Annotated in this window: 12 protein-coding genes and 1 pseudogene; 2 read left to right on the top strand and 11 right to left on the bottom strand. The window is 59.9% G+C overall.

Annotated elements, in window-relative coordinates; genetic code table 11:
* Window positions 1-56: 56 nt before the first annotated feature.
* Window positions 57-701 carry a cytochrome c gene (locus tag IC761_RS35795; RefSeq protein ID WP_246791452.1) on the bottom strand — a complete coding sequence of 215 codons (645 nt, stop codon included), beginning with the start codon at window positions 699-701 and terminating at the stop codon, window positions 57-59.
* A 146-nt stretch (window positions 702-847) separates the two neighbouring features.
* Here IC761_RS35795 and rpoH point away from each other — a divergent pair, with 146 nt between their 5' ends.
* Window positions 848-1,756, top strand: a complete 909-nt coding sequence (gene rpoH / locus IC761_RS06865; RefSeq protein WP_195802511.1) for an RNA polymerase sigma factor RpoH — start codon at window positions 848-850, stop codon at window positions 1,754-1,756.
* A gap of 1,205 nt (window positions 1,757-2,961) precedes the next feature.
* On the top strand, window positions 2,962-3,240 hold the full coding sequence (locus IC761_RS06860; protein WP_195802510.1) for a hypothetical protein: 279 nt from the start codon (window positions 2,962-2,964) through the stop codon (window positions 3,238-3,240).
* 1,265 nt (window positions 3,241-4,505) lie between these two features.
* Here IC761_RS06860 and IC761_RS06855 read toward each other — a convergent pair.
* The 10 genes and pseudogenes from IC761_RS06855 to IC761_RS06810 all read right to left on the bottom strand — a co-directional run.
* A pseudogene (locus IC761_RS06855) lies at window positions 4,506-4,998 on the bottom strand (ornithine cyclodeaminase family protein); the annotation flags it as partial.
* A 60-nt stretch (window positions 4,999-5,058) separates the two neighbouring features.
* The gene (locus IC761_RS06850) at window positions 5,059-5,892 is read right to left on the bottom strand and encodes an ABC transporter permease (RefSeq protein WP_195802509.1); all 834 of its coding nucleotides are present in this window, start codon (window positions 5,890-5,892) and stop codon (window positions 5,059-5,061) included.
* Window positions 5,889-6,692 (bottom strand): ABC transporter ATP-binding protein, encoded by an 804-nt coding sequence (locus tag IC761_RS06845; RefSeq protein ID WP_195802508.1) that lies wholly within the window; start codon window positions 6,690-6,692, stop codon window positions 5,889-5,891. Before IC761_RS06845 ends, IC761_RS06850 begins: the two co-directional genes overlap by 4 nt.
* Before the next feature lie 170 nt (window positions 6,693-6,862).
* Window positions 6,863-7,537: a DUF1028 domain-containing protein gene (locus tag IC761_RS06840; RefSeq protein ID WP_195802507.1), complete on the bottom strand. Its 675-nt coding sequence runs from the start codon at window positions 7,535-7,537 to the stop codon at window positions 6,863-6,865.
* A 122-nt stretch (window positions 7,538-7,659) separates the two neighbouring features.
* Complete coding sequence (locus IC761_RS06835) at window positions 7,660-9,318, bottom strand: thiamine pyrophosphate-dependent enzyme (protein ID WP_246791451.1); 1,659 nt, start codon at window positions 9,316-9,318, stop codon at window positions 7,660-7,662.
* Between the two features lie 4 nt (window positions 9,319-9,322).
* Window positions 9,323-10,333: an ornithine cyclodeaminase family protein gene (locus IC761_RS06830; protein ID WP_195802506.1), complete on the bottom strand. Its 1,011-nt coding sequence runs from the start codon at window positions 10,331-10,333 to the stop codon at window positions 9,323-9,325.
* Between the two features lie 12 nt (window positions 10,334-10,345).
* Complete coding sequence (locus tag IC761_RS06825; protein WP_210338521.1) at window positions 10,346-11,275, bottom strand: ABC transporter substrate-binding protein; 930 nt, start codon at window positions 11,273-11,275, stop codon at window positions 10,346-10,348.
* Window positions 11,276-11,387: 112 nt separating this feature from the next.
* Window positions 11,388-11,804 (bottom strand): RidA family protein, encoded by a 417-nt coding sequence (locus IC761_RS06820; protein WP_195802504.1) that lies wholly within the window; start codon window positions 11,802-11,804, stop codon window positions 11,388-11,390.
* 19 nt (window positions 11,805-11,823) lie between these two features.
* Window positions 11,824-13,140 carry a flavin-containing monooxygenase gene (locus tag IC761_RS06815; RefSeq protein ID WP_195802503.1) on the bottom strand — a complete coding sequence of 439 codons (1,317 nt, stop codon included), beginning with the start codon at window positions 13,138-13,140 and terminating at the stop codon, window positions 11,824-11,826.
* A 511-nt stretch (window positions 13,141-13,651) separates the two neighbouring features.
* A complete protein-coding gene (locus IC761_RS06810) occupies window positions 13,652-15,082 on the bottom strand; it encodes an FAD-binding oxidoreductase (RefSeq protein WP_195802502.1) in 1,431 nt (476 codons plus the stop codon).
* Window positions 15,083-15,128 lie beyond the last annotated feature (46 nt).

Below are 15,128 nucleotides of genomic sequence, written 5' to 3'. Positions count from 1 at the left end.
GACGTCCTTTGCCACTACGCAGGCCCTGGAATGGAGACACTGCGCGAAAGGCAGTCTCAGGGGGCCTTGTGAAGTGCCAAATCCGATTGGGACTTGTCGTCCGGTCGGCCAATTTTGACGACGCCGTGATTTAGCGCCTGATGGCACGAGTTGCAGGCATCCGTCAGTTCGCCATAGGCTTTGGCAAAGGCTGCGGCGTCCTTTGACCGGATCGCGTCCGTGAGATTGTTAAACGGCCGTTCCGTGACGGAAGTAATCATGTCAGGCAAGGACGTTTCGTGTTCGGTCGGGTGGGCGCGCCCAAGCCGGCCGAATGCACCGCGCAGGTTTCCGAGTTCATACGCGGCGAATTCCCAGTTGCCGTCCTGCCCAGCCCGCCAAAGCCGCTCATGGCGGGGTTGAATTGTGCCAATCATCAGATCGCTGATGCTGGGCAGGTATTCGGTGGAGCGAGACGACGTCGTCTCAGAGCCAGCAGCATTGCCCTTCGAGTTCAGGTGCCCGGCTTCGTGTCTTGGGTCCTGGGCAAGGGCGAACGATGTTGCCATGACCGAGAGGCTCGTTGCCAGCGAGATTGCGCGCCTACGAACGAATCCACGGGAGAACAAAAGCACGTTGAGCTCCAAATCGACAATCGGATTGGCATCACGCGGGCGCGCGATCCTGGCTTCGAACATGCCAAGGGCGAAGGTCGCGCTCAATTAAATACGGATTTAAGGTTCGGTCTGCCAAAACGCACCTCGTGTGGTCTAAATGCTAATTCAGATTTCTTAAGGCCAATTTAGTGGCCGCTCCATCTGGAGCCCTCCTACAATTGAGGTGCCGGGCTCAACCGTAGGAGCAGCTTATGCAAGCTCAGAACGCCATCGTCAGCGCCTATGTGACTGGAGTGTTGACTCCCCAGTCCGCCGATATTCTCGCCTACTCTGCCGCTATCAAACGCTTTGACCTGCTTGAGCGCGATCGGGAGCAGCAGCTTGCCCGGCGTTGGCAGGAGCGTCGTGATCCAAAAGCGACGGACGAATTGGTCACGAGCCATCTGCGCCTCGCTGCAAAGGTGGCGCGAAACTACAAAGGGTATGGTCTTCCGATTGCCGACCTGATCGCGGAAGCCAATCTCGGGCTCGTAATCGCGGCCTCACGTTTCGAACCAGGGCACGGCGCGCGCTTCTCCACCTACGCATTGTGGTGGATGAAGGCGACCATTCATGAGTACATCTTGCGCTCCTGGTCTCTGGTCAAGATCGGCACGACTGCCGCGCAGAAGAAGCTCTTCTTCCGGCTGCGCGGTGAAATGAGAAAGCTCGCGGGCCAGGCAGCTGTTCTCACGCCGGAGATTGCACAGGCCATTGCGGACAAACTCGAAGTGACCGCCCGTGACGTCGTCGAAATGGATCGCCGGCTTAGTGGTGATCTTTCCTTGAATATCTGCGTCGGCGGCGAAGACGGGTCGACGGAATGGGAAGCGATGCTCGTCGATGGGTCCCCTGACGCGGAAGTGATCGTCGCAGAGCACGACGAGGCACTGCTCAGGACAAGAGCTCTTCGGACCGCGCTGGTAGTATTGACCGAGCGCGAGCGGCGCGTCCTTGAGGCGAGGCGCCTTGCAGAGCAACCCTTGACGCTCGAACAGCTCGGCTGCGAGCTGTCGATCTCGAGCGAGCGGGTGCGCCAGATCGAGACACGTGCTTTCGCCAAGGTCAAGCGGGCGACGATACTGGCTGCCAGGGCTGGCAACACCGCAACGGCGGAGTGAGACGCAGGGCGCACAATGCCGACGGCATCCTGTCGCTGAGCCTTTCTGATCTTGCGATCGCCGGGGACTGCGTGGTGTGCGCCCTTCTTCGGCCGCAGCGCAAATCGCCTTACACCTCCGAGTGGCGGGGGCGCAGATGTGGCGCAGCTTACGGAACCGCATGGACGAGCGTGACGGAGGGGCCTGCCGAGGCGCAGTCGGCGATCGGAGGACGGCTCCGGCGCTTTGTTGTGAAACGGGTCATTTCGCCAAAACGGCTCTACTTAGCAACCAGAAGCGGTGACGCGGTCCGCGTGGTTGAAGTGCCGCTTGTGTTGGCGGAAACCGTCGAGACCGGATTGGCGAGGTACATCGAAATGCCTTCGCTGCATGCGGGCGTGTTCGGTGTCGGCATAACGCTCGCGCGGAACTGACGCCGGTGTTGGTCGCGTCAGCGGAATCCGGCATCTCCACAAAAATGGTCGATCACCTGATGTCCCGGCAATGGCAACGGCTGGCCGGGATACAACAGATTTAGCTCGATGCTCTAAGATCTGTCGCGTGAGGGCCGGCGGAATTGATGCCGAGAGTTCGGGTAGCAAACAGGGGCGCGCCGCACGCAGCGACGGCACCACTATTTCGCAGCACAGGATGCGTGCCTAGCGGTGCCGGGTCCTGAGATAGACGTTTCTGCCTGCGAACACGGGAGCCGCGCCGCCGGCCCGCTCAAGTCCCATTCTGCCTGCCGGCGTCAGGGCGCCGCCGTTTAGAACGTCTCGGTTGGGATACATCGACGCGAAGGCGGCGGGCTCCTGGTCCGCGAAGGACCAAGCTGCAAACGCAGACGGAATTGTCGCTATCGAGATCAGTGCTGCCGCAATCAATGTTTTGATTACAGTCATAGTCGTTCTCCGTTGTTTCGTTCGTGCGGAGAATCGGCTTGCGCTGACTGCTGCTCTGTCGGTGGCGTTTCCTAGGGAAGTTTCTACACGCAACTAATGTAGGCACTCCCACCGAAAATTCGGCGTATCTACGATCAAACTTCTGAGAAGGCGAAGCCTGCTATCGGAGCGGCGCGCTCTTGCCAACTTGCGATCGCCATACATGGCCCGCGGCGCCGGCTCCTGAATTCATTGTCATGATCTGCTCTCGCGATCGTGCGCTGCCGGAGTGCGCGTGACGCCTAGATTCAAATTCAGGTCACCTAAGCATGTGGAGCATGAATCATGAAACCGCTTTCCCGTCTTTGCTTCGCTCTTTGTTTTGCCCTTTCGACCCCCGCAGCGTTTGGCCGCGGCGGCATGGGATCGCATATGTCGATGGGCGGCACGCTCGGTACTACCGCCGCTACGCCGGGAACGAATTCCTCGGGCACGGCACTTCCGTCATCCGGCGCAGGTGGCCATGCCATGAAAGGGCCGCTCCTCGGCACGAACCCGGCCATCGACCAGGAGGATGCTCGGCTCGAAAAGATGCTGGAGGGGTCGATCTGTCGGGGGTGTTAAAACTGGTGCAGGTCACCAAAGAATGACGATTGAGGTCTGCTCAAAATGCGACTTCTTTATTTTGCCGGGCTGCCAGCTCCTAGCACGCGGCTGCAATCGTCTCATGCAAGCCGAGCACAAAATGCTGGCGAGAAGTCAATATCGCCCTCGCGTTTCGCGGGAAGCGAATACCCTAGTCGCGGCCGCTCACCAAGCCATCTTACCGTTAGGACGGCCTTTCCTGGTCGCATGTCGGCGTCGGCCACGCCTTTAGAGGCTGAGGCGATACGACGTGGCGCTCACAGCGCGTTGAGCGGCCGTGAACGAATGTTGCGTTTGGATGCGTCGTATCCATCCGCACCTCACTCACAGAGCCAAACGTCTTTGGGCGTTTTCAACGGAGAAGGCTGATGATTAGGCTGAAGATCTTGTCTGCTGGGCTGATCGCTACTGCCCTGCTTACGATGCCCGTAAGGGCTCGCGATATGAATGAGCGATACGCCGCAGAGAGCGCCCATGCAAGCGTCGTCCGTGCCGGACGAAGCATCCACGGCCATTTCTGGACGCCCGCGCCATCGGTCAGGACATCTAACCAACCGGATGGAGTTTGCGACCATGGAGATGATCCGGAAATATGCTGAGGGGCTGTTCTGTAGAACGTAAATGATCGCAGCTCCAGCTCCTCGATCGTGCGCGCCCCCTACATGCCCTAATGGACCAAGCAACTGCCTCTGGCGGAGCAGTTGCGCCGGCAACACCACCACCAAGGTCATTTGATATCACGAGATATCTTGGCGACCCTCGGCGCAGACGGCCCATGGTTCGCCGCCATTTCAATCGAATCAACTTTGATCTGATGTTTCAGTGACGTCAAATGTCTGCTTTTTACGGCTACAACAAAGTGATGGATAGGCACCCCAATGATTGCGGAAGATCGCCGATCCCTGCCCACGCCGTCGCGCGCGCAAAAGCAGTTCGCAGCACTACCCGCCATGTGATCTGCCCCTTCCAGATTAGCTCCAAGAGACCCGAAATGTTCAGATTGCTCACCCTTGCCCTGTTAGCTGGGGCTACCGTCCGCATGGTCGACTCGCGCGGGCGACCGTTGCTGCACGAGCACAAGAACATTGGACTGATTGAAGACATCAAAAAAGTTCTGTTCAAGGGACGGCCGCTTGGTTCCGTAGGGGTGAAACGGCTCCGTCGGAGCGCGCATCTCGGCGACGGCGGGATCCTTGATCCGCGCCCGTGTTTTGTCGCGCCAGAAGTCGTAGGCAGCCCGGTTGGACGCGAATTTCATCGAAGTCGAAAAGGTGGTCCAACAGGCGCACGTTCCAGTACGCGGTGCCGCGCGCACCGACGTGACCCAGTATCTTCGAGTTCTTCCGTGCGAGATATTTGGCGCCGATCGCCGTCACGGCTCCCGTCCGCATGTCCGTGTTGCCGCTCGCGTCCATGATGGCTCTCGGCACACCGTTGCGCGGGTCGAACAGCAGAAGCACTCCGAACTCCGAGGGCATTCCAGATTTGTAGTTATCTACGAAGTCACCAACAATCTTCACGCCGGCGGCGTTGTCGGCTGTGCCTAGAACGCCTCGAAGAACGTTGAAATGCCCGTCAGCCAACCCCGGTTCCCAGGTGCACTCGCGGTTCAATAACCGCCTCCCCGCGGCCTTGTCTTGCGAGACCCGATTCGATCGCGTCCAGGACCTCCTGATCGGACAGTTTCAGCGCTTCGATGCACTGGCGATTGAGATACGTGAAATAGATTGGATCCATCAGGCGATCTTCTCCAGTTGACGGTGCAACGGAACGCGAACGTGACCAACGATCGCGGGCCTAGTTCGGATCGGCTGCAATCCTTTGGGAGGTTGGCTGCCATTTCAGAAGCTTGCGCTCAAGACGCGTGGCCAACGCATTCATCCCCATCACGAAAGCCAGGAGGACAGAGATGCCTGCAAAAACGCCGGCCGGATCGTAAGTCGAAGACGCGTAGTTGATGAACAGACCGAGCCCCGCCGTTGACGAAGTGAACTCTCCCACGATCACCCCGATGACGGCATAGGGAATTGCCATCCGCATCCCCAGCAACAGAAACGGCGCAGCAGCGGGCAGATATATCTGTCGGCCCAGCTGGCGTTCATTTGCACCCAAGACCAGGGCCAAATTGACGACATCCCGATCGACAGATCGAACGCCGGCGAAGACATTGTAGAAGACGAGGAAGAACACCATCGTGCCCGCAAGCATCACCTTCGACCAAATCCCGATACCGAACCAAATGACGAACAGCGGCGCCAAGGCGATTTTCGGGATGCCGTAGAATGCCATCACGTAAGGCTCGAAGATGGCGGCCAGACGCGGCGAACGGCCGAGTGCATATCCAAGCAACAGCCCGAGCAAGACGCCGATGGCATAGGATAGAACGAGCTCTTCCCCGGTCACGCGGAGGCTTGGCCAGATTTCACCGGTGTAGAACAGGTCGACAAGACGCCATGCGATGTCCGTCGGTTTGCTGACATACGTCTCACGGATCAGTCGGCCGGACGCAAATTGCCAAAAGCAGAGCAACGCGACGCCTGGAGCCGCCAGCAGAAGTGCTCGACGTACGGGCGCCCAGACTTGTTTCGGCGACGGCGCTCGGACGGAGCTCAATGTGATCTGGTCGCTCATGCCGCACGCCTAATGTTGAGTTCGCTTCGGAATACGGACCACACGCGATCGTACGCTTCGGCAAAGCCGGGGGTCGCGTAAGGTTCGAACATGTCGCGCGGTCGCGGCAGATCGATGGGAATTTCCGATATCACGCGCGCGGGACGGCGACTGAGCACGACAACGCTGTCCGACAACAACACCGCCTCGGTGATGTCGTGGGTGACGAAAAGCACACTTGCACCTTCGGTCGCCAGCATCGTCTGCAAGTCATGCTGCATGACCATGCGCGTTTGCGCGTCCAGCGCACCGAACGGCTCGTCCATCAAGATCGTATCCGGCTTGTAGACCAACATGCGTGCGATCGACGCGCGCTTCTGCATGCCGCCCGACAGCTGATACGGGTAGTGCGATTCAAAGCCGGCCAGATCGACGCGCTTGATGGCCTCCATGGCCTTCGCACGGCGCTCGGACGCACTCATGCCACGCAGCAACAACGGAAATTCGATGTTCTCGATCATCGTCTTCCACGGCAACAATTGCGCCTGCTGGGGCACGAAGCCGATGGTGCGATTAACGCTGGTCACCTGTCGGTCATGGTGGAAGACCGTGCCGACCGACGGCTTGAGGAGCCCTGCGGCCATCTGGATGAGAGTGCTCTTCCCGCAGCCGCTCGGCCCGATGACGCTGACGAACTTGCCCCGCTTCACTTCGAAGCCGACATCGCTGATGACCAGATTTGGCGCATCTCCAGTCGGACTCGCGAAGCTCTGTTGGATCGCACTGAATCGGAGGGCGCTTGCGCTGGCAGCTTCGGTCATTTCCGTTGGATCCATTCTTCGGAGATGGCCACGGACCACATTGCAATGGCCATTGCCTCTCGGTTTCTCAGTCTACCTGCGGCTTTCGACACGGTCTGTCGAAATGTTAAGCAGGGAGACGCAAAAAAGATAGCAGCACGGTACGCCAGAGATGAGAGATACGAACGACTTCACAAATCTCCGGGAACTCCAAACTTGGGCGCCGCGGACGGCTTGAGCGCCCGGGTCACATAGTCTTCCATTTGCGGTCTCCAGGCCTTCCATAGCTCCGACAGTCGCGCGATCGGCTCGTCATGAAGATCGACCCGAAGATCTGCGATCGGCCAAGGAACGCGATCTACAATCATCATGCCTGCCGAAAGCATTGGACCGGCCTCGCCGCCCGCCGCCAGGCCGGCTTGCATTGCAGCCACCAGCCGATCGCCGAGCTCGGCGCCTTCGTCCTCGTTGAATGCCGACATCATACGCTTCGGCACCTCGGCGTTGGCGAGGAGATTGCCGAGCGCGATCACGTTCTCGCCGTGGGCGCTCGCGTGAACACCGAGACTATGGAGCCCGGAATAGGATGCAGTCCGCCCGGAACGGTCTAAAAGCCCCAGTTGGCGAAATTCGATATCCTCTGTGCTTGCACGAATCCCGGCGAGGATCGTATCGGCGTCAAGCCCCAGCTCCATCAAAGCAAGAGCGCGCGGTCCCAGGCGGGGATCGGTGATGTTTTGAGTGGCGCAAACGCCTGTTCCGGCGCGGGCATAGGCGCACCGCGCCGCCACGCTCATGCTGGACGACGCGATGGCGATTCCAAGCTGACCGGTCCGATTGCAGCGTCCGCTTATCGAGATTGTCATACCGCACTCCGAGCCAAGCATCGCCCGCGATCATACGATTATCGCCTCTCGCTGAGCCAAGAGAATTACGATTTCCGTATGATGCGGTTCGCAAATCCAAATCCGACGAACCTCAGCATTTGTCACTGGCGCCCGCGAACCCGCGGCAACTGAAGAAATGGCCACGGCTCCGGCATTTTACCGCACGGCACTTCAATCAAGGAGGGGCGACGCGCCTCGAATGCTCGCGTCAGGGCGCTCCTCAAAGCCTGCGGCCCTTCGGCGCGCGTGGCGTAGACACCAAAGCTATCCGCCATCCGCACGAAGTCCGGATTGGTCAGGTCGGTTGCGATGACCCGCAGTCCATAGAGCTCACGCTGCATGCGCTGGACATTCCCGAACGCGCCATCGTTGAAAAGCACCGTCACGAGGGGAATGTTGTGATGGACCGCCGTGGCGAGCTCCTGCACGTTGAACATGAAGCCGCCGTCGCCGGTGATCGACACGACCGGGCTATCCGGCAGCGCGTGCTGCGCGCCGAGCGCCGTGGGAAACCCCCACCCCAGCGTTCCCGCATGCCCGGACGAGAGATAGGTCCGCGGCAACCGGGTCTCATACCCGATACGCGAGACGTAGCCGACCTGTGTCGACTCGTCGACCAGAATGCCATCATCCGGGAGCACGTCCCGAATCGCGCGCAAATAGTCCATCTGCGGACGCAGCAGATCGAGCTTGCCCGCGATCTCGGCCTTCAAGGCACGGATCGATGCAATTCGGCTATCGCGATCCGCGACAGGCTTTTGTATCTGGTCGCTGAGCCGTTGCAGGACCTCGAGAGCCTCGCCACACAAGGCCAGGTCAGGCTGGCGGCCGCGCGACATCTCGAGTTCGTCGACATCGATCTTGATGATCTGTAACCCGTCGTCGGATCCCCACTGCGTCAGCGGCAGATGCATCCTTGTTCCAATTGCAAGGACGACGTCGCAGCCTTTCCAAAGCGCGTGGCCGGCTGAGAGATTAAGGCTGAGCGGATGCCTGTCGTCCAGCACGCCCTTCCCCATGCGATGGGCCACAACGGGCGCACCCAGCTTTTCCGCGAGTAGCTTGAGTGGAAGACCAGCGTCTTGGGCCCCGCCTCCGACAAATATCAACGGCCGCTCAGCGCGGGACAACAGCGATGCCGCTTTTGCGATTGCGTCGTCCTCGGGGGCCGCCCGAACGTCCGGCTCACGCCAGAATGCGGACTTGATTTGGGCTTTTCGGGACAAGACGTCCATGGGGACTTCGATGGCGACGGGGCGCGGACGTCCCGATCGCAGCGCTGAGAACGCCTCCGCAAAGTCGGCTGGCACGTCCTCAGGCGCCTTTGTCCGCCTGGCCCATTTCGTCAACCGCTCCAGGATGCCCAATTGATCCGGAAGCTCGTGCAGATAGCCAAGTCCCTTGCCGATCGCATGGCTTGGTATCTGGCCCGACAGGCAGAGGACCTTGGCACCCGCGCTGTAAGCTGTTCCGAGCGCGGCCGCGGTATTGAGCACGCCCGGGCCTGGGACCACGGCGTAGGCAGCGGGTTTTCCGGTCGCCAGTGCAGCGCCGAGCGCCATGTAGGCAGCGCCCTGCTCGTGCCGGGTATGCACGACCTGCATTTCGTTTCGACGATCGAACAAGGACACGAACAAGGCGTCGTTCTGGATACCGGGAAGACAGTAAAGCGACTTCAATCCTTGGCACAGCAGCGCGTCGACAACCGCATCCGCGCCGCTCATATCACGCATCGCCTCTGGCGCGAGCACCTCGTTCATCGTCTCACTCATCCGGCAAATCAAACAGGTTCAAGACGGTGCCGATTTCTTTTGAAACGGCAGATTCCAGAATATTCGCCCCGAGCATGATGTCGCTGATCGCGAACCCGCGATGCCAGAATACGATGCGGCCGTCGGCATCGGCACGTCCCGCCTTTGCGCCGCACGTCACCTCGCCAATCTCGGCGTATAGCTTGGCACGCGTCAATTCGCCGCTCTCGATCATGGGGTGCAACTGGCCGCCCTTGCAGCACTGCTCCCAATCATCGACGACGACTTTCGATGCGGCTCTGACCGTGGCCGGATCGACGGCCATTTTCCAGCCATAGCAAATCAGAAGACAGTTCGGCGTCAGCCACTCGTCGCGGATCAGGATCTCGGGCTTCTCCAGACGGGTCGCCTCGACGACGATGTCGGCGCCGCGGCAGGCTTCCTCGGCGGTGGCGACTGCCACGGCCTTGATGCCGCATTCCTCCCAAACCCTCTGCGCCAGGGCCTCGCGCGTTTCCGGCCTCTTACTGGTGATACGGACTTCGGCGATCTCGAACAATTTGGCGAGGATCGCGATATTCGCGAACGCGGTCCCCCGCGCACCGACATGACCAATGACCTTCGCTCCCTTGGGAGCGAGGTATTTTGCTCCGATACCAGTGACGGCACCAGTGCGTTCAGTCGTCAAATCCGTCGCGTCCATCAGGGCCTGCGGCACGCCGGTCCGGGGATTGTACAGGGTGAGCATGGCGACCTCAGAGGGAAGTCCGTGCTTGTAGTTCTCGACGTAGTCGCCGATGACTTTCACGCCCGCCGTATCATTTGGGCCTGCCCAACCCACCAGAATGTTGAAATGACCGTTATAGCGGTCATCCAGCTGGATGTGTGCCTTCGGCGGCAGGACAACGTCCCGTCGTCCATGTGCGGACAGCCCCTGTTCGATCAGCGACAGCAGAGTTTTGATCGGAGGTAAAAGCGAGCGCACTTGCGCTCGATCGAGATAGCGGAAATCGATACGAGCCATAGCGGCTGATCCCTATTTGGTATTCTTCGCGAGTTCGACGTACTTGTTGGTCCAGAAGGAGCCCGGAGCCGGCGGGGTCCGTCCAGAGTCTGCGACAAACTGAGACAGCAGCTTGGCACGCTCTTCATTGAGCAACCCGTCATCGCGGATTCCGTCCGCAAGCGTCCTGATGCTGACGCGCATGACGGGTTGAGGCAGTTTCGGGAAGAACTTGCCTCCGATCTTGTCGGCGCTTCCCTCGAGGTCGGACAGCACCGCATGATTGGCGGCGTTCATCGCCCGTACTGTCGCGACGATCTTCTTCTGCGCAGCCTCGTTCGCATCGGAGCGAGCAACGAGCACGAGGCTCGGCATCCCCTTCCAGCCCGGAATATCGGCATCAGGCTCGATGACGGTCCTGCCGTATCCCGCCGCCTCCGCCAATGGCCCTTCGGGCGGCGACAACATGAATCCATCGATACGTCCGTTTTCCAGAGCGGCCCCCAGCGCCGCGGCCGAGCCTATCTGGACAACCTGGATATCCTTTCGGCCGTCGAGGCCGCCGCGCGTCGCCAACCAGCGAACAGTCCGGTCTTGAGCGCCTCCGACCACGGCGACTCCCAACGTCGCGCCCTTGAGGCAGGCGATGCGCTCCTTGATCGGCAAATCCTTTGAAATACCGGTCCGTTTGACCATCGCTTCGGAGACGGTCAAATTGAGCGAGATCTTCGACATCAGCGAATAGATGATCTGGTAGGGCTGTCCCTTGGCAACCGCCTCAAGAACTGAATCGCTCCCTGTCGCGGCGATGTCGATGTCTCCGCTGTCGAGCGCCGCCAGGCAGGCGGGATCTCCCCCGTTGATGGCTGCCCAGTTCAGGTCAACCTGCTCCGCTGCAAAGGTATCGTAGGCACGCGCGGCCCACACTGGCAGAAAGCCCAACGTCGTCGTGGCTTGTCCCATGCGCACGGTGTCCTTGGCCGCCGCGCTGGCCGGCCAGCGCGCGGACGCGGCGAGCGCCAGCGTTGCGAAGGCGAATTGCCTGCGATCTATATTTATGAAGCGTGTCATTCGGTCACTCCGGGATTACGGCGGTAGCGTCGATTTCGACCAGCCATTCCGGCCGCGCCAGCGCCTGGACGACCAGGCCGGTCGACACCGGATAAACATCCTTGATGTATTCGCCCATCGTTCTGTACACCGCTTCGCGATGCCGCACGTCCGTGAGATAGACCACGACCTTGACTAGGTGCTCCATCTTGCCGCCGGCTTCCTCGATGAGCTGCCGGATGTTCTGCATGACCTTGTGGGTTTGCTCCACGGGGTCATGGCTCCCGATGTTCATCGCGTCATCCAGATTCTGCGGACACTGCCCGCGCAACCACACGATCTTACCGCCCGAGGTCACGACGGCCTGACAGAGATCATTGTCCAGTTTTTGCTCCGGGTAGGTGTCTTTGGTGTTGAACTTCCGGATTCGATGATGTGCCACGTGGCTCTTCCCTTGTTCTCTATTTCGCAATCGCCGGGTTTGATTCCCTGCGTAACTTTGCGGCCTTGCCGCGATCGATCTCCCCGGTCCTCTCGTTGTGATAGTCGCGATAGCGCCGCTGGGTGGAGATTCGATCCGCTAGGTACTTCGCGTCGTGCCAGACCCCCCAGATGAACGCCGAGCCTCTGCGCGACTGCCACGGCAATCCCAAGAAGAATATCCCGGGCTCAAGCGATACGCCTCGCTGGTGCCTCGGCTTGCCTGCCAGATCGAAAGTATCGACCTTGAGCCAGGAATAGTCCGACGAATAGCCCGTGGCCCAAATGACCGTATTCACGCCAGCCGCGCGCAGATCGAGTTCGCACAGCGGATCGGTCAGGCATTGCGGATCTGGCGGCATGACGCGGGCGTCGGGCTCGTCGGGGAGATCGAGCCCGGTGCGTTTGACGTAGTCGTCCGCCTCATCTAGTAGCGAGATGAGCGACCGATCTCCCATCGCAATATTTTCCCGCAGGTCACTGGCGAAAGTCACCTTGCCGTCGCTGTAAGACCTGGTCGAGCCCACGAGCGTCATTCCTTCCTCGGCAAGTCTCCTGAAGTCCACCGTGTAACCTCCGCGAGCACCGCTCACGGAGATCGTGACATGTTCCGTGCCACGCGTTTTTGTCTCGATGTCCCATTTTCCAAGGACGCCCAACCACCAGCAAAAATCATACCCGCGGTACGATCGCGGTGGCCGCTCGTGCGGACCGACCGAAAGGTAGACGGCTCTGCCGGCCCTGAGAAGTTCATCGGCGATCTGACCGCCTGATGATCCTGCACCGACGACCAGCACTCCTCCGTCCGGCAACTGCGCAGGGCTGCGATAGTCGTTCGAATGGATCTGAGTAACGGCGGAGTCCTTGGGTATGACGTCGGGGATGAGCGGAATTTGGAAGGGGCCGGTCGCCGCTACCACGTTGTGAGCTTCGAATATGCCGGTGGACGTTTCGACGCGAAAGCCGGCGCGGCCCTCGAGCCGGCAAACCGACGTGACGTCCACACCGCAACGCACAGGGGCGGCAATCATCTCGGCATACGACACGAAATAGTCCGCCACGACCTCTTTGGAAGGAAACGAGTCTCGATGACCCGGAAATTCCATGCCGGGAAAGCGATCGTGCCAAGCGGGTCCGTTGGCGACCAATGAGTCCCATCGCGCAGTCCGCCACCTTTCGGCAATCCGATGCCTTTCAAAGACGACATGAGCGATGCCGGCGGCGCTCAGGTGCTCGCTCATGGCCAATCCGGCCTGACCTGCTCCGACGACAACCGTATCGACTTTTTCTATCGCCATCACTGTTTCCATTTCCGGCCCGTTCGAGCGAGACGCGCGTACAGTTACGGAGCTCACTTAGGAGCAAACATATCGGCCAGGAAATTATCATTTCTCGTCGCAGTGCTTAGGCAACTCCTAAACACCGCCGATCCGGTGGTCGGCTGCACGGTGCGCTGACGATTCAGATCGCTATGAACTGTAGATTGAGGCCGCGATGAAACTTCCGCCGTCGCAGGCACAGCGATTAGCCGCACCCTCGATCCCAGCTATTGAGAGCTGACGGCAGCGCCTATTTCTCGCCTATTTGATGCATCTCAGTAGCAGGGCGCCATATATTTGATGTAGTCCTCGAAGATCTCGACGAGGCGTCGCCACAAGGTCTTCGTACGTGCTTCGGTCTCTAGATGTCCCATGGCAGGGCTTCTCCGGGAAGCAGAGGCCCTCTAAGATGCTCCCGGAAGAAAAGCGCGTCCAAAACGTTCTTCGGAGGTTCATCCTCAGAAAATCTGATCCACCGAACAAAGCTACTTCATTGGAGGATCACCTTATTGGGATTGAGGATACGAAGGGGATCGAAGACGCTCTTGATTGCTCCCATCAGTTCGATCTCCTTCGCACTTTTCATTCGCGTCAATGCGTCACATTTAGTTTGACCAATGCCGTGCTCGGCGCTGATGGTGCCGCCGAATAAAAGTGCTGCATCCTCGACGATCCGGTAGATTTCCGGCATCCGGGCTCGGAAATCATCCGAATTCATGTCGTCTGGCGGCAAGAAGTTGAAGTGAATGTTTCCATCTCCGACATGACCGAAAAAGACGGGATGTCCACCCGGTATGCGCTGAATCGAGAGCGTCTTGATGCGCTCTGCGAATTCCGGGATCGCCCGGATCGGTACAGCCACATCGGTTCTCACGATAGGAATCTTTGCCGCGTGCATCGCTTGCGGAATGCCCTCTCGCAGCGACCAGAAGGCGGCACGCTGGGCGGTCGAAGACGCAAGCGCTCCATCCGAGACGATCCCCGACTCCAATGCGCGCTCGAGAAAGGAGGCAAAAGCGCCGTCAAGATCGAAGAAACGGCTCGAGGAATCACACTCGACCAGCGCCGTCCAGGGAGAGCCGAGCGGAACGATCGGCTTTCGTAATACATGGGCGGAGTGAAATGCCAGCGCGCCCTCCGACATGAGTTCGAAGGCACTCACTGTTTCGCCAAAGATCTCGCGCGCCAGGCCAAGCAGCTCAAGGGCCTTGGCCGGCGTGTCGACCGACATCAACGCCGTGGCTGTCGTGAGTGGCGCGGGTCTCAGCTTGAGAGCGACCCCGGTAATCACGGCAAGCGTGCCTTCCGACCCGACCAGGAGATGGCGCAGGTCGTAACCAGCATTGGATTTGCGAAGCTCGCTCGGCGGTCCAATGATCTCGCCGCTCGGCAAGACCCATTCGAGTCCGAGAACCTGGTCGCGAGCCATGCCGTATCGCAGGACGTTATTGCCACCCGCGTTCGTCCCCAGATTGCCTCCCACCTGGCTGGACCCGCTTCCACCGTGGTCGAGACCAATCGTCCGGCCGGCTTTGAGAGCGGCTTCCCGGGCCTCGAATAGCGTTATCCCGGCATCGACCACCAGGACATCCCCCACGACGTCGATCATCCGAACCTTACGCATTCGGTCGAGCGAGAGGATGACCGCGCGATCGTCCGGCCGCGGCACCGCCCCGCCACTCAATCCCGTTCCTCCACCGCGAGGTATGACGTTGACTTCGGCCTCCGTGCAGGCCCGGAGGACATCTGACACACCGGCCGTGTCGGATGGTCGGACGACACAAATCGCCTGACCGCTCGACTTCAACGCATTGTCGCGCTCGTAAGGAGCGATATCTTCCGGCGAGGTTAAGACGCCACCGTCACCGAGCAAATCGCGCAACTTCGAGACAATATTAGTAGACTGATCGTTCCGATTCATGTCGCGGGACCACTGCCTCAATTATGTAGATGGATAGCGATTTCAT

This window comes from Bradyrhizobium commune (genome assembly GCF_015624505.1).
GTDB classification, from domain to species: domain Bacteria; phylum Pseudomonadota; class Alphaproteobacteria; order Rhizobiales; family Xanthobacteraceae; genus Bradyrhizobium; species Bradyrhizobium commune.
Note: the sequence above shows the minus strand (reverse complement) of the source record. Positions and strands in the feature narration are given on the sequence as shown.